This is a genomic window from Pseudobutyrivibrio xylanivorans (assembly GCF_010906925.1).
Taxonomy (GTDB): domain Bacteria; phylum Bacillota; class Clostridia; order Lachnospirales; family Lachnospiraceae; genus Pseudobutyrivibrio.
Genome location: NZ_VTVE01000003.1, coordinates 238632 through 254194, shown reverse-complemented (window position 1 = coordinate 254194; position 15563 = coordinate 238632). Strand labels below are relative to the sequence as shown.

15 protein-coding genes are annotated in these 15563 nt (G+C 36.4%); all 15 read right to left on the bottom strand.

The features are described from left to right. Nucleotides 1-57: 57 nt before the first annotated feature. Nucleotides 58-1098, bottom strand: a complete 1041-nt coding sequence (gene gmd, locus F0Q01_RS10495) for a GDP-mannose 4,6-dehydratase (RefSeq protein WP_090488728.1) — start codon at nucleotides 1096-1098, stop codon at nucleotides 58-60. A 77-nt stretch (nucleotides 1099-1175) separates the two neighbouring features. Further along, nucleotides 1176-2438: an ABC transporter ATP-binding protein gene (locus tag F0Q01_RS10490; RefSeq protein WP_090488726.1), complete on the bottom strand. Its 1263-nt coding sequence runs from the start codon at nucleotides 2436-2438 to the stop codon at nucleotides 1176-1178. 12 nt (nucleotides 2439-2450) lie between these two features. Beyond that, nucleotides 2451-3248: an ABC transporter permease gene (locus tag F0Q01_RS10485; protein WP_205467980.1), complete on the bottom strand. Its 798-nt coding sequence runs from the start codon at nucleotides 3246-3248 to the stop codon at nucleotides 2451-2453. A 27-nt stretch (nucleotides 3249-3275) separates the two neighbouring features. Further along, nucleotides 3276-4349, bottom strand: coding sequence for a glycosyltransferase family 4 protein (locus tag F0Q01_RS10480; RefSeq protein WP_090488724.1), 1074 nt, complete (start codon nucleotides 4347-4349; stop codon nucleotides 3276-3278). Nucleotides 4350-4367: 18 nt separating this feature from the next. Next, entirely contained in the window at nucleotides 4368-4625 is a 258-nt protein-coding gene (locus F0Q01_RS10475) for a hypothetical protein (RefSeq protein ID WP_090488722.1), read from the bottom strand. A gap of 9 nt (nucleotides 4626-4634) precedes the next feature. Continuing rightward, nucleotides 4635-5828: a glycosyltransferase family 4 protein gene (locus F0Q01_RS10470; RefSeq protein ID WP_090488720.1), complete on the bottom strand. Its 1194-nt coding sequence runs from the start codon at nucleotides 5826-5828 to the stop codon at nucleotides 4635-4637. A 14-nt stretch (nucleotides 5829-5842) separates the two neighbouring features. Beyond that, nucleotides 5843-7096 (bottom strand): glycosyltransferase family 4 protein, encoded by a 1254-nt coding sequence (locus F0Q01_RS10465; protein ID WP_090488718.1) that lies wholly within the window; start codon nucleotides 7094-7096, stop codon nucleotides 5843-5845. A gap of 162 nt (nucleotides 7097-7258) precedes the next feature. Continuing rightward, nucleotides 7259-8344, bottom strand: a complete 1086-nt coding sequence (locus tag F0Q01_RS10460) for a glycosyltransferase family 4 protein (protein ID WP_090488717.1) — start codon at nucleotides 8342-8344, stop codon at nucleotides 7259-7261. 107 nt (nucleotides 8345-8451) lie between these two features. After that, nucleotides 8452-9516, bottom strand: a complete 1065-nt coding sequence (locus F0Q01_RS10455; protein WP_090488716.1) for a mannose-1-phosphate guanylyltransferase — start codon at nucleotides 9514-9516, stop codon at nucleotides 8452-8454. A gap of 77 nt (nucleotides 9517-9593) precedes the next feature. Beyond that, nucleotides 9594-9992, bottom strand: coding sequence for a hypothetical protein (locus F0Q01_RS10450; protein ID WP_090488714.1), 399 nt, complete (start codon nucleotides 9990-9992; stop codon nucleotides 9594-9596). Nucleotides 9993-10002: 10 nt separating this feature from the next. Then, entirely contained in the window at nucleotides 10003-10632 is a 630-nt protein-coding gene (locus tag F0Q01_RS10445) for a flavin reductase (protein ID WP_090489001.1), read from the bottom strand. A 55-nt stretch (nucleotides 10633-10687) separates the two neighbouring features. Continuing rightward, nucleotides 10688-11491, bottom strand: a complete 804-nt coding sequence (locus F0Q01_RS10440; protein WP_090488712.1) for a glycosyltransferase family 2 protein — start codon at nucleotides 11489-11491, stop codon at nucleotides 10688-10690. Continuing rightward, complete coding sequence (locus F0Q01_RS10435) at nucleotides 11488-12279, bottom strand: NAD-dependent epimerase/dehydratase family protein (RefSeq protein WP_090488710.1); 792 nt, start codon at nucleotides 12277-12279, stop codon at nucleotides 11488-11490. The genes F0Q01_RS10440 and F0Q01_RS10435 overlap by 4 nt, the downstream gene beginning before the upstream one ends. 45 nt (nucleotides 12280-12324) lie before the next feature. Then, on the bottom strand, nucleotides 12325-14274 hold the full coding sequence (locus F0Q01_RS10430) for a nucleoside-diphosphate sugar epimerase/dehydratase (RefSeq protein WP_090488708.1): 1950 nt from the start codon (nucleotides 14272-14274) through the stop codon (nucleotides 12325-12327). 5 nt (nucleotides 14275-14279) lie between these two features. Beyond that, complete coding sequence (locus F0Q01_RS10425; RefSeq protein ID WP_090488706.1) at nucleotides 14280-15563, bottom strand: hypothetical protein; 1284 nt, start codon at nucleotides 15561-15563, stop codon at nucleotides 14280-14282.

Sequence of the window (15563 nt, the reverse complement as noted above, 5' to 3'; positions counted from 1 at the left end):
AATCTCAAAAAGGGTATCCTCGCACGAGCATACCCTTTCATTACTTGCTAATATATCTTACTGAAATGCTTTTTCACGCTTAGCTAATTCTAAGTCATGCTCAGCCATAATACGAACTAAATCCTCGTAGCTTGTTGTCTGTGGATTCCAACCAAGCTTTGTCTTAGCCTTAGTAGGATCTCCCCAAAGATCTACTACATCTGTAGGGCGATAAAAATCAGGGCTAACTGCAACTACCACCTTACCTGTAGCCTTATCAATACCCTTTTCATCGATACCTGAGCCCTGCCACTCAACATCAATACCTACATGCTTGAATGCAAGTGTAGCAAACTCACGAACAGTGTGCTGTACACCTGTAGCAATAACATAGTCATCTGGCTCATCCTGCTGAAGAATTAACCACATACACTCAACATAGTCCTTGGCATAACCCCAATCACGCTTAGAGTCAAGATTACCAAGGTACAAGCACTCCTGTAATCCCTGTGATATACGAGCCGCTGCAAGTGTAATCTTTCTAGTAACAAATGTCTCTCCACGTCTCTCTGACTCATGGTTGAAAAGAATACCATTGGCTGCGAACTGACCGTAAGCATCTCTATATTCCTTAATCATCCAGAATCCATACTGCTTAGCTACAGCATATGGGCTAAATGGATGGAATGGAGTATTCTCATTCTGAGGAACTTCCTCAACCTGCCCATAGAGCTCAGATGTAGATGCCTGATAAATCTTTGTCTTTTTATCAAGACCGAGCTGATGAACTGCATCAAGGATACGTAAAACGCCAAGTGCGTCAACATCGCCTGTATAGATAGGCACATCAAAACTATTGCCTACATGTGACTGTGCAGCAAGATTATAAATCTCATCTGGCTGTACCTCGCTAATAATTCTGGTAATACTATTACCATCAGAAAGATCTCCATCATGAATCTTGATTTTATTATCTCTAAGAAGATGGTCAATTCTCTGTGTGTTAGATATAGAAATACGACGAGTAATACCGTGTACCTCATATCCTTTTTCTAAAAGAAGCTCTGCAAGGTAGCTTCCGTCCTGTCCTGTTATACCTGTAATTAATGCTTTTTTCATTTAAAATCTCCTCATTAATGACATTCAAATCACTGACCTAGTATAGCACACTATCAAAGTACTCTCAACTTTGTATGCTACGCTTGGGTCTTCCAATCATGTTCTATTCTAAATATTCCTCTATCGTCAATAATTGAATACACTGTAAAATCTAATGTATCTCTCCAGAAATCCACTGTAACAGCTGATGCGCTCTCCAAGCTGACATCTATTCTATATTTGCCAGGCATTATTGGAACATCCTTTAATATGACATCAAAAGAGCCATCCTTTTCTACTACAAAATTCTCACCTCTGTCAATCATAGTATTCGAACCATATACCCAGACGTCATCAAGTGTATAAATTCCAAATCCAAATACCATATCGGTAATTGTCTTTCTGCATTCATACTCTGCATGAATTCTAACAGAATCTCCTGTTGAAAAAGATGTGATTTCCTTATCTTCTTTATCAAATAATTGTACTTTTTTAAACTTAGAATAGAAGTTGCCCCATCTCATATTATTAGCGGCGCCATTATTTTCTTCCACTAAATCTTCTTCGAAAATCTCTCCAGATTCTCGTTTCTTTTTCAGCTCCTTCTCTTCAATTCTCTTTCTTTCCTCTATCATGTAATCCATGTAAAGAGGATGCACCTCTCTAGGCGTTCCATCAGCCTTTATCAAACCTTCGTGAATCCATATAGATCTATCACAAATCTGCTCTATCTGGCCCATTGCATGAGAAACAATTACTATAGTGGTCCCTTGTTGCTTTATTTCACGCAATTTATTAAAACATTTTGTCTGGAAACCAGCATCACCAACACCTAGAATCTCATCAATCAATAATATATCTGCATCTACATTAATAGCTACCGAAAAGGCCAATCTCATATACATTCCAGATGAATATGTACGAACAGGATTATCTATAAATTCTTCTATCTCTGAAAAATCGATAATATCCTGTATTCTGCTATCAATTTCTTTTCTGGATAATCCAAATATAGATGCGTTAGTATATATATTTTCTCTACCACTCATATCCGGATGGAAACCTGCTCCCAGCTCAATCAAGCTAGACACACGACCTTTCATCTCTACAGAGCCACTATCCGGATAAATAATTCTAGTGAGAAGCTTCAAAGTTGTACTCTTACCGCAACCATTATGGCCTATAAGTCCAACCACTTCGCCCTTTTTTACATCAAAGGAAATTCCTTTTAAAACTTCTCTTCGCTCATATTTATTTCTATTCCAAAACAGAAGCTTCTCTTTGAGCTGAGTGCCCTTGTCGTAATATACTTTAAACGTCTTTTTTACATCTCTTACTTCTATTGCATTCTCTTTGTTCATTATAGTTATCCCTTAAAACTGTTCTGCAAACCCTCTTTTTAATTTACCAAAAACAATCAAACCAACTAGTAATACAACTACGCCCATAATTATTGCAGCTATTAATGTCTTTAACTCCGGTATACGCTGATAATACAAAATATCTCTATATGCATTTATCATAGGAGTGGTAGGATTTAAGTTCCATAGTCTCAACAACATAGGATGATGAGCCAATTGCTTTTCTACCATCTCCTGAGAATACATTACTGGAGTCAAAAACTGCCAAGCCATTGATATTATCGATAAAATATACTGTAAATCTCTAAAATAAACTGATAAAGCAGATGCTAAAAAAGCAATACCTATTGCGAGCAAATACTCAATAATCATTATAATTGGCATAAATAAAAGGGCGACTGGATTAATACCAAACCCACTTATAATCAAGACCGCAAACACCACTAAGAAAGTAAGTAACATATTCACAAATCCACTTGTAATATATGCGATAGGTAAGACCTCTCGTGGAAAATATATTTTCTTTACCATATCCTGGGATGCCATAATACAACTCGCTCCACCGGTTAGTGCAGAACTAAAAAACATCCATGGAACAAGTGCAACAAATAGAAAAATATAATATTTATCTATGCCAGCCTTCATGATTACCGAGAAAACTACAGTGTAAACCATCAACTGTAATAATGGATTAATAAAAGTCCACATGAACCCTAATGCTGAGCCTTTGTAACGTCCTCTAAGCTCTTTTCTCACCAAACTAAATATCATTTCCCTATAATCATATATCTCTTTAAATGTTTGTATCATTTTTTCCCTTTCAAAAAGAAGTATTTATTATTTTGTTTCTATGAAACTCTTAATATACTCTTCAAATAATTTTTTAACACCCTCGTTTGAAAAATGAGCCAATCTACTCTGTTGCTTTGCTAATATTTCTTCCTTTAACTTTGAATCAGTTAGAATTCTATTAGCAATTGCAGCGATTTCAATTGGATTCTTTTCTTTTACTAAAAAGCCGCCTTCTCCCATTGTCTCTCCGACAGCAGCATAATCATAACCTATAATTGGTTTATTGAAACACATAGCCTCAACTATAGGCACACAGAATCCCTCATGTTCACTCATGCACATAAAGATATCAGCAAGATGATAATATGCAAGAATTTCATCAAATGGAATATGACCAGTAAAGATCACGTTTTCCACGCCCAAATAGTCTATGTATTCTTTTAGTCTGGTTAAATACTTGTCCATTCCAGCGTAATTGCCAACTAAAAACAGACGAGATTTCTCATTGTACTGCTTCTGATAAGCATAAAAAGCTGCTATAACATCTTCTTGCTTTTTATTTGGAACTACTCTACCTGTAAATACAAAGTTTGTATATCCGTCATCTTTGTATTTATTAATTACTTTTTCACTAGGCTTTTTCTCATAATCTGTAAATGGAATCAAAATAGGCAATACATCGATTTTGCAAGTATAACCCATTTTAATTAAATCATTTTTGTTAAATTCCGAATCAGCTAAGCAGTAGTCTGCGACATCTTTTAACTCAATAGCTTCCTTAATTCCAGCATCACATGCATAGTAATATTCCTTACTATAGTCCTTGTAGAATTCACCTGGAGTAATATTGTGATAGATGATTATCTTTCTTCCGTTCATCTTTGGTAACATCTTATTAATTTTAGATGCTACAGCAAGGTGATAGATAATTATATCATCATCTTTCAGCTTTGGCATACGGTCTACACTAATGCCTTTGTCTTTCATTTTATCTGTGATAATATCTGCATAAATTGCAGTCTCATATCCCATTTCTTTTATAGTTTTATCTAATGCCATTACATCATTACCTATAGCGTCTCCATAGGATAAACATGGCAAAAGCTGTAATATTTTCATATAGACTCGTACCTCTCTTTATTTTGGATTTTTCCCAACTATTCTTCTAAAGAAATTTTGCATAGATTTGGGCATTTTCATAAATACATGACAATATAATGTGCCTTTAAGTCGAGATGATATTTTATTTGTTAAAAATGCATTATATGCTCCAGTTTCATCCACCTGAACCATCCTAACAGGAATTACATCAAAACTAGCAACCCACAAATCGACGTCCTTTACCTCTTTTTTAATCTCTTCTAATATCTCTGGATATTCATTTTCTCTACTCATACTTAGTACCTATTTTTCCTTAATTGTCAGATTAATCAACTTTGACAGTTTTCTAACTATAGCATCCCAACTATAGTTGTTCTCAACATATTCACAAGCGTTTTTCTTTATATGATTCATGTCATCAGTATTATGGTTAATATAGTTCAGTTCATGTAAGAACTCTTCGTAACTATAATAATAAAATGCGCCTTTACTCTTTTTACAATGACCTCTCAAGACCTCGCATTCGCCATTAACCAATACTGGCGTATTTAGACTCATTGCTTCTAAAACTACCATTGAAAGACTTTCAAATTTCGATGGCATAAGTAATGCAACAGCTCCTGCCATCGCATCATTTTTGTCTTCATCACTGACAAAACCTAACTTGATAATATCATCACTCTCAGGTATATCCATGCACTCTTTGCCGATTAAAACAAGCTTTATATCCTCATCGTGACTGTCTTTTTTATATTTGTTGAAATACTCAAACATCAATTCACAATTTTTAGCTTGCTCGATTCTTCCAACATACAGATAGTACCTATCTAATCCATATTTTTCCTTAAATCGCTCTGCCGAAACATCGCCTAGCTTATCTATACCAATACCACCTATTTCATATGGAATATTTTTAATATCAAAATGCTTATTAGCCATAACTCTTTCTTCATCAGTATTAAAGAAATAAGCTTGTGGCATTTCAAATACTTTTTTAAGAGCATTAAGGTAAATCATTGGCTCTTCATGAGCCTCTGGGATAAATATTGCCTTATCTTTTACATAGTTCATACCTTCAACCGTAGGGTAATAGAGATATGTAGAAAAAATAAATGCATCATAATTGTTTCTATTTTCTTTGATGTATTCTACCAACTCAGGAGAATATGGACCTTGTGCCTTGAACCAGTATTTTTCAGCCCATTTAGGCAAAAGACCTGTCAGGAAAATACGATTTATAAAATCGAACTTCTTTTTCTTTCTTTCTATTTCAGTAGCAAATCTATGGACAACTACACCATTTATTGTTTCTGTATCTTCTGTATATTCATTTTTCCATGTCATATAATCAACTGCTTTTGTTGTAATAACATGGACTTCATAACCTGCTTCCAACATGTGTTCTGCAAATAGTCTGCATTGTAACTCCGCACCACCATTTACTTCCAAACCATATCGTTGCACTACAAAACATATTTTTTTCTTACTATCTTCCATAACTAATTATCTTGTTAAATCCTTCCTATCGCCTCTTTAATAAGGCTAGTAACATAATTCTCACCTAATTTATCTGATATATATTTTCGTGCGTTCTCTGTAAGTCTATTTCTGTACTCACTGTCCTCATATAACTTCTTCATATAACCCGAAGCACTATCAATATCTGGCTCGGCCCAAACACTACCTTTTTTATAAGGCCCAATTTTCTCTTTCAGTGCCGCCTTAGTATATTTAACCATGCAGGCAACTTCATCATTCATAAACTCAGTGTTTGCGGACCAATTTGTAGCTATACATGGTGTACCATTTAGCATAGCCTCCGCCATAACAAGTCCAAATCCTTCTGCTCTATGTAGAGAGACAAACACATCTACATCTGAAATAAGGCTGTTTACTTCTATCTTAGTCAATCTATCTGTCATGAAATAAACATTCTTATAACCATCTAAAAATGATGATATATAGTCGATATCATCTTGATTGTTGCCATTTAGTTTTATAACTAATCCAACACTTTCATCATCTTTATCAAAAGCCCTTTTAAATGCTTCTAAAGCACCAATAGGATTCTTTCTTTCTGTCATGCTATCGCTTGCGTACATCATGAGATACAAGAACTTATCCTCTGGCAGATTAAAATAGGCTCTATCGTATTTGCTATCTATAGGTGCCTCAATAATGTACGGAATCGTCCTTACTGGCTTATCTGTCACTTTTCTGATTGAATTGCTAACAAATTCTGAAGGAGTCCATATTTCATCTAGTACACTAATGCAACCGACCCACTCTTCAGGGAATTCTTCTAATTCCCACAACCAATATCCAATATTGTAATGGTAATCCCAATATTTTTTCCCGAAATGCTTGAATGCATAGGCAAACTCATGCATATTTATATGAAAAATATTGATATCATATTTCTGCTCATCAACTATTTCGCTGTCAAAGGTATGATCAATTTTATCTCTATTCTTTGTAATATGATGTTCAATTATGCTGTGTGGTACATCTGCTTTATCCAACGCATTTGCCAATAGTCTACAGCTCTGTCCAAGACCAGTCTGATCCTGAATTGGTCCAATCAAATTTACTCCATGAGGATAAAGGCTTTTATCGTATGCCTTTAGTTTTACCTTGTTCAGACGCTTAGTAGACCAATTGACATATTGCAACTTTTTCTTCTGCAAATATGACAATGGTATTACTTTTGTCAACGCTGGCTTTATGATAACCAACATCGTATATATTTTATCAGTTACGCTCATACTTATAACTACTACCTTTTATCTTTACACAGTTATTTCATTCTAGCACATGATTATAACACATTTAACATAAAAAATGCTGAATTCCACTGATGATTCAGCATTTTACTGATATATCTACTTAAATGACCTCTTCTCAATTAACTCATTGATATTATTCGTTTATATTTCTGCTAAATAATCTATCAGTTTTTTATCTAAATTATCTGCAGAATATTTATTCACAACCCGTTTCGTATCTCTTTCATCTGAAAGATTATCTTGTTCAATCATCTTTTGGAATAATCTTTCACTGTCATTTGAGTCATTCCGATATTCAAACATGTCAATAGCTTGTCCTACCAACTCCTCAAATATTTCCAAATCACTAGCAATAACAGGCTTGCCACACTGCATGGCCTCTATTATTGGCATACCAAATCCCTCAGCTCGAGATGGAAATACAAAGCAACCACATTCTCTATAGAGCCTAGTTCTTGTTTCATCATCTATATATCCTAGGTAGTGAAATCCTGGTAGCTTTTTGTCTAATTCTTTTATCCTTGTCTCTATATCATTTTCCCTGATTTTCCCAGCTAATATTAATTCACGTGTACCACCTTGCTCTACGTATAGCTGGTATGCATCTAGAAGAATATCAGTGCCTTTTCTTTTTTCAAGATTGCCAATATAAAGGAAATAATCTTTTTCCTCCACATCCATTTCAGGAATAGGCGGAATGATTATGTATGAAATAAACGAATCTTTCTTCTTAGCCAGTGGGAAGTATTTCTCCGTTTCCTTCTTGGAATAGTTAGAGTCATATAGTATTGCATCTACACATTTAATTGTCTTAGCAACTCCATATTTAAAATAGTATGGATATATCTTCCCGAAACACTCAGGCATAGTTATAGGGAACATATCATGAATAGTAACTATATATTTCCCGTATGGATTTTTAATCTTTATTGGCGCCAGGTTATTGACTTCCCAAAAAATATCTGGTTGCACCTGTTCTATCAGGCGCTTCACATATTTAAAATACTGAAATATATTTGCGCTCTTATTTGATGTCCTTCCATAACAATGCACTTTAACTCTACCATTTAAGTCTAATTCTTTAATCTGCGCACTTTCGATAACATCAACTATCACATGAACTTCAAGGCTTCCATTCTCTTCAAAAGCCTTAATCCAGTTATAGGCATATATTCCTATACCACTAGGCTTTGAACCAAGATTTCGCGCATCTATTAATAATTTCATTTTATTTGCTCCATATAAATATTTATATAGTATTAAAGGCTAGGTGAAATACACCTAGCCCCTATTATACTTTGATACTTTATTTCTAGCAAATTAGCTTACTTTGATTAAAGCAGCTCATTTCTTCCCTGTTTCTTAAGCTCCTCTACAATAAGCTTTACATCCTGAGCTCTACTCTTATCAACTACCATGATAGCGTCATCAGTTTCTACAATGATAAGATTTTCAACTCCAACAGTCGAAATAAGGCGCTTCTTGGAATATGTAATACATCCCTTTGTATCAATTGCAAGATGGTCTCCTGCAAATACATTACCATCTGAATCAGCTTCGTGAAGAACGCCAAGATTATCCCAGCTTCCTACATCATTCCAGCCCATTTCAGCTGAAATAACCTTTACTTTATCAGATTTTTCCATAATGCCGTAGTCAATTGAGATACTAGGAATTGTAGGATATACCTCATCAATTACCTTTTTCTCATCAGCTGTGCCCATAGCATCTGCAATCTTTGTAAGACATGCATATACATCTGGAAGGAGTTTCTCAAACTCAGCAAGAATTACAGAAGCCTTCCAAACGAACATACCACTATTCCATGAATATTCGCCACTAGCCACATATTCTTCTGCAGTCTTCAAGTCTGGCTTTTCTTTAAACTCTACTACCTTTTTTGCAGTAGCAGTCTCTGTCTTATCAAATCTGATATATCCATAACCTGTACATGGGAAAGTAGGTGTAATACCCATAGTAACAAGAGAACCCTGCTCTGCCTCTGCTATAGCATCCTTAAGAGTAGCTGTAAAAGCTGCCTCGTTCTTGATATAGTGATCTGATGGGAAGATGCACATTACACCATCACCATATTTCTTTACAATTTCAAATGCTGCATATCCGATACATGCCGCTGTGTTTCTAGCGGATGGCTCGCTAAGAATATGATCTGGCTTGATTCGCCCTGTTGTGGCCTTTTCCATCCCTGGAACCTGATCTACATTGGTAACGATGAATATATCGGACTTATCGCAAAGTGTTGCCACTCTGTCAATTGTCTCATTTACCATTAAATCCTTACCACTAAGATTTAAAAGCTGCTTTGGAACTTCGTGTCTTGATAATGGCCAAAAGCGTGTTCCACCGCCACCTGCCATGATAACTCCGTATGTTTGCATATTTATGTCACCTTTTAGTCTTTCTTTTATTGTTTTTACTGGTTTAGTATAGTTGATAGACTAATGTTATTCAACTCCTACTCTTCCTCTTCAAAATCATGCTCGCAGAACAAGAACTTCCTGCTGGCAAGTAGTATCGCTATAGAAACAATACTAATCAATGCATAAACTGGTTTTTCATGACCTACTACCAGCCCTCTAGCTATGGCAAATATAAGCACCTCTACAATTGTATTCATAGAGTGTTTTATAAGCATACGGACAAACTCTACTACAATGACTACATTAAATGCTACTATCAAAATGTCATCCATGTAGTCGCCCAGTGGCATATCTGCAAATGCAATTACATGTAAAAATAATTGTACGCAGCCATAGCCTACTCCTATAAATAGAATGGCTGCCACTATCTTTTCCAGTCGTCCTGGAAGCTTTATTAGTTCTGTGTGAAATCTTTCTCTCAATGATTTATTCATTAAATCTCCTTTATCTTACAATCTTTTCAAAATCTGCTTTTGGATGCTTACAAATAGGGCAGATGAAATCATCTGGAAGCTCTTCACCTACCCACTCGTATCCGCATATACGGCAGCGCCAAATAGTCTCACCCTTAGGAGTGGTACCCACTGCCTCAGGCTTTGGCTTGATATTATCCTGATAATAGGTGTATGTACATGATGGAGTGGAAGCTAATACTTCCATTTCTGTAGGCTCACAGATGAATAATGTATGAGACCCCAAGTCAACTGTATCTCTTACTTTCAACGAAAAGTATGCATTAGTTCCTGCTGTAATGTAAGGCACACCATTCTCAGCTGTCTTGTAATTAGTTGCAGGATAGTTAGAGAACTTATCTACATCTCTACCTGACTGGAATCCAAAATGCTTAAACAAATCAAAGCTTGCTTCTTCACTGATTACCGATACGTTGCACACACCAGTAGCCTTTACCATATCATGAGTGTAATTAGCCTTGTTAATAGCCACTGTGATGGTATTAGGCTCAGATGCAGCCTGAATAGCTGTGTTGATAATACATCCGTTAATCTTAGCCCCCTGCACTGCTGTGCACACAAACAGTCCATAAGATAACTTAAACATTGCCTTTGTGTCCATTGCTCCCATAATGATACCTCCTCTTGTTTTACTAAATGAAAATCCCAATACTATGTTATCTTTGTAAATACTTCCACACTGTCAACCACTCAAATCTCAAAAAGCACCAGGTACTTTTGAGCCAGCTAAACCCCTGGCTATCATGGTAGACATGCCACGTCCAACTGAGTGTTTTAAACTTGCTGCTGCTAACCCCCGAAGATGACCTTCTGTACATAAATAATGGTTCATTTATACCATAAGCTTTTATCCTATTATCCCTAAGAACTGTCAGCCATGTAGCATAGTCCTCGTGACCTTGATTAGGCATATAAAATGGTTGTAGTCCGGTTCTATCTATCAGCACTGTTGAACAAGGTATTACATTAGCATGGAGCAGTTTTTTATAGTCAACCATTGTTGGCACAGGCCACCATTTTTCCAGTGGAGTCCCATCCTCAGTCATAAATGAGGTAGCTCCATAACAAAACTGTCTTCGCTCTCCCGCGTCACTGCTTCTCTGTAAAAAAGATATCTGCTTACTTAGCTTTCCTTCTAGCCACTTATCATCGCTATCTAAAAAAGCTATATATTGACCTCGTGCCGCTTCGATACCTGCATTTCTTGCCGATGCAACGCCACCATTTTCCTTGTTTATAAGCTTAACTCTCGAATCCTGTATGCTTATCTCAGTAACTAGTTTTTCGCATCCATCTGTAGAGCCATCATTAACTACTAGCAACTCCCAATTATCGTAGTCTTGCTTCTGCACCGACTCAATTGCCTCTGCTATAAATCTTTTAGCATTGTACATAGGCATAACAATGGATACTAATCCAGCTATATATTTAGCATTTTCCATTCCCTGCTCTTTTTTCAATGTTTATCTATCTCCATATCGTATGTAAGATTACCAAATACTTTCTTAAAGACACCTATGCGCTTTGTAAGCAGCTTTATTAGCCAGTTAAATCCTCTGATTGTAAATAACCTGGTGCCCTCTTCCTCTGTAATAGATTTTACCATATCGTAGGTCCTGATATACTCAGGATCTTGTGGATGCCATACACTAGTCTTCGGATGCTCTATCATCCCTACCACAGCCCTAGACATGTTATCTATGCTAATCATGCTGCGCTGATTATCTACATTTGGAAAGGCCTTTATCTTAAGAGCAAATTTCCTAAGCAGCTGGTAATTTCCCTTACAGCCAGGTCCATAGACCATAGGAGGTCGGACTATTGTCACAACAAAATCAGATGACGCCAAAGCCATTATCTGACGCTCTGCCTCCAGCTTGGATTTACCATAGGCATTCACTGGCCCCGTTGGAGTGTCCTTTGTTATATGTCCCTCTATCATACCAAATACACTCATGGAACTAAGATATATAAACTGCTTTACACCATTTTCTTTTGCTTTTTTTGCTAGTGCCACCGCTAAGTCTCGATTGACCTCATAGTATAGATGTCTATTCTCATCAGTCTCTTTTATATGAGCGATACCTGCCACATCGTAGACCACATCATATTGACCAAAATCTACCTCTTTCCAACTAGCATCTCTAACAGAAATAGCCTGGGCTTTAAAATCACCCAAGCTATTAACATAATCTATAAAATTCTTGCCAATGTAGGAATTGGCTCCCGTAACCAGAATTTTTTTCACAAGCAAACTCCTGCCATTATTTAGATTTTTTTCATCAAAAATTAATCAACCTGTATAAGTAGGCACTGTCTTTCTGATGATATCAAGCACCTTCTCATCTTCATTTTCATAGGCAAAATACATCAAATCATTTAATTCATTGATAAATTCAGCCGAATCAAATTGAATAGGCTCAGCTATATGGATGAGCTTGTCATCAGTCTTCTTGAGGCCCTCTTCATCCATAAGCTTTTCTTCATATAGCTTCTCTCCCGGACGAAGTCCTACATATTTGATTTCTATATCGATATCAGGCTTGTATCCAGCAAGCTCAATCATATTCTTAGCAAGGTCTGCTATGCGTACAGGCTCACCCATATCAAGAACAAATATCTCTCCATGGCTTGCATTAGAGCCTGCCTTAAGCACTAGACTAACTGCCTCAGGAATAGTCATGAAATATCTGATGATATCTGGATGGGTAACTGTAACTGGACCTCCCTCAGCTATCTGCTTTTTAAAAAGAGGAACAACCGAACCATTAGAGCCAAGTACATTTCCAAAACGCACTGCTACAAACTCTGTGTGAGGCTTCTCTACTCCACCTTGTTTTGCTATCACATCTTTATTGTCATCAGAATGAGAAAATAGCATAGGTATCTCATCTACTCTACCTTCTCTAATCATTCTATCAAATGTCTGGATGACCATTTCGCATATACGTTTTGTGGCACCCATAACATTAGTAGGATTAATAGCCTTGTCTGTACTGATAAGCACGAATCTATCGCAGCCATATTTCATAGCAGCATATGCAGTCTTGTATGTACCTACTGCATTATTTTTAATAGCCTCGCATGGGCTGTCTTCCATAAGAGGTACATGCTTGTGAGCTGCTGCATGATAACAGATATTAGGACGATACTTCTCAAAAACATTCTCAAGACGTCTTGTATCTCTGACAGAGCCAATCAGTGTCACAAGATTAAGCTCAGGGAATTTCTTCTTAAGCTCTAGCTGTATATCGTAGGCATTGTTCTCATATACATCAAAAATGATAAGCTGTTTTGGATCATACTTTGCAATCTGTCTGCAAAGCTCCGAGCCAATAGAACCGCCACCTCCAGTAACAAGTACTACCTTGCCTCTCAGCTGATTGGCTACGCCCTCGTGATGGATATCAATAATATCTCGCCCAAGCACGTCCTCGATAGTAATATTCTGAAGGCTACCTACACTGACAATAGCAGCCTTTTCCGCGTAGATGTTAGGAAGCTGCTTGATTACACAATTAGTCTCCTTACAAATATTGATAAGATTACGCTTGCGGCTAGGAGTAATATTGGCAATGGCGATATAAATTTCATTTACTCCAAACTTCTCTACGTTCGCAAGAATCTTGTCCTGATTACCAACGACCTCTACGCCATCAATGTAGCGTCCCCATTTGTTAGGGTTGTCATCGATGATACATACTACCTTGGCATGGTTCTTGCCATTGTTAACATAGTTAATATCACGGATAATCATTCGGCCAGCATCTCCTGCACCAATAATCATTACCTTTTTCTCAACCTCTGTGCCCGCTCTACTATCTCTCAATAGCAAAATGAATCTGTAGGAAAATCTAATCACTACAGAGAACAAAAACTGAAATCCTATACCAAATACATAGTATGAGATAGGCATTCTAGTGACAAATGAAGTGACTACAAAGGCCTTGATAAATAACAAAGTAATGCATGCATAAGTAAGCTTCTTAAGTTCAAAGAAGCTGGCAAATCTCCAAATACTACGATAAAGGCCAAAGAAATAATATACAAGTATTGTGAGCACCGCATATGGTAATATAATCTGCTTGTACGGAATAAAATAATAGTCCGGAATCAGCGAGTATTTACAATCAAATCTAAACCAAAGCGCAAGGAAAAAAGCCGCAATTATTGTAATAAAATCGTATGCGACCAAAAACCATGCTACCTTGTGCCAGTGCTTTATTTTGCTAAAAATGTTCATGCGGATTAACCTTTCCTAATACTCCCCTTGCTGTTCCATCCTGCAATCATACCGCTTATTAATAGTCCAGCCATCCAATATTCTCTAGCCCATGCTGCATTTGGCTCCAGAGAATAATAAATATTTAAATTAACAAATATAGGGAAAAGTATATACTTTATAAATCCTATATTCTTGTTAAAAGCCATCTTAAAAGCCTCAATTGTATAGAACAATCGAACTAACACAACCAAAATCATTATAGTCACATCATAAGTTGCTCCAAAAGTAATGCTTATATTATGTCCTGTATGGAGTCCATATCGTGTATGAATATTGTCTGTGGGATAAGCTATAATGTTTTTAATCGCATTTACGTTTAATCTGATTCTCTCGTTTCTTAAAAAACCACCGCCTGCTGACATAAAAGAATTATTATATCTATCCTGAATTCCAAATGCATTAGCATAAAAAGCGATAACCCCAAGTACAATCAATAGACATGGTACTAAAATTATCAGTGTCTTCTTTCTCTTATCTATTGTTTTCCAATTATCATAGAGCGCCATGCAGCCCATCACCATACCAGCCAATGGAAGCATCATCATAAATGTACGACCCTCTGTCTTATATGATATGTACTGAACGACAATATTTGATACTAGTATTACTAGCGATAGGAAAATATGCTTTTTATAAATAAAAAATATAATAAAACAAATGCTTATGGTAGGAACAAATCCCAAACCAAAGGTAGTTCTCGCAGTTGTATTTTCTGCCCAGGCAGAACTCCATATTTCTGTTCCAAAAGCCCATCCACTTTTCCAGTTAGGCCAAAAGTCAGAAAAGGAAATCAAAAACATACCTATAACAAGCGCCGCTACAATTAGAAGTGTCCTTTTTTCTACGACTCTTTTATCTTTTTCAATGTCTATAGTATTGCTAATGATTTTATCATCATAGGTAATAGCTAGCTTACCACATATGTATGAGATTGGCAGAAACCAAGCATAACACACTTTAATAAACTCGCCATTATTGTAATCTACAACAGCTAGTAATACTGCCACTTGCAACAATAACAAAATTGCTGGATCCATATCTATCCGCTTTTTACGAAAAAGAAAATAGGCAGATATAATCAGTCCCGCTCCTGCCACCCAATTGATATCAACAAATGAGTCTGTATTCTGATTATATTTGTATGTGAGTTCGAGAATCCAGTAGCATAGGGACATTGTGAAAACTGTCGCACACATCGCTGCCAGAAAAAAGTTCTCTATATACTTATTCTCTAATAATTTCTTCAT

Bases quoted from the DNA above. Each gene is read 5' to 3' on its own strand.
- gmd (WP_090488728.1), bottom strand. From the start codon at position 1,098: ATGAAAAAAGCATTAATTACAGGTATAACAGGACAGGACGGAAGCTAC.
- F0Q01_RS10490 (WP_090488726.1), bottom strand. From the start codon at position 2,438: ATGAACAAAGAGAATGCAATAGAAGTAAGAGATGTAAAAAAGACGTTT.
- F0Q01_RS10485 (WP_205467980.1), bottom strand. From the start codon at position 3,248: ATGATACAAACATTTAAAGAGATATATGATTATAGGGAAATGATATTT.
- F0Q01_RS10480 (WP_090488724.1), bottom strand. From the start codon at position 4,349: ATGAAAATATTACAGCTTTTGCCATGTTTATCCTATGGAGACGCTATA.
- F0Q01_RS10475 (WP_090488722.1), bottom strand. From the start codon at position 4,625: ATGAGTAGAGAAAATGAATATCCAGAGATATTAGAAGAGATTAAAAAA.
- F0Q01_RS10470 (WP_090488720.1), bottom strand. From the start codon at position 5,828: ATGGAAGATAGTAAGAAAAAAATATGTTTTGTAGTGCAACGATATGGT.
- F0Q01_RS10465 (WP_090488718.1), bottom strand. From the start codon at position 7,096: ATGAGCGTAACTGATAAAATATATACGATGTTGGTTATCATAAAGCCA.
- F0Q01_RS10460 (WP_090488717.1), bottom strand. From the start codon at position 8,344: ATGAAATTATTAATAGATGCGCGAAATCTTGGTTCAAAGCCTAGTGGT.
- F0Q01_RS10455 (WP_090488716.1), bottom strand. From the start codon at position 9,516: ATGCAAACATACGGAGTTATCATGGCAGGTGGCGGTGGAACACGCTTT.
- F0Q01_RS10450 (WP_090488714.1), bottom strand. From the start codon at position 9,992: ATGAATAAATCATTGAGAGAAAGATTTCACACAGAACTAATAAAGCTT.
- F0Q01_RS10445 (WP_090489001.1), bottom strand. From the start codon at position 10,632: ATGGACACAAAGGCAATGTTTAAGTTATCTTATGGACTGTTTGTGTGC.
- F0Q01_RS10430 (WP_090488708.1), bottom strand. From the start codon at position 14,274: ATGAACATTTTTAGCAAAATAAAGCACTGGCACAAGGTAGCATGGTTT.
- F0Q01_RS10425 (WP_090488706.1), bottom strand. From the start codon at position 15,563: ATGAAGAAATTATTAGAGAATAAGTATATAGAGAACTTTTTTCTGGCA.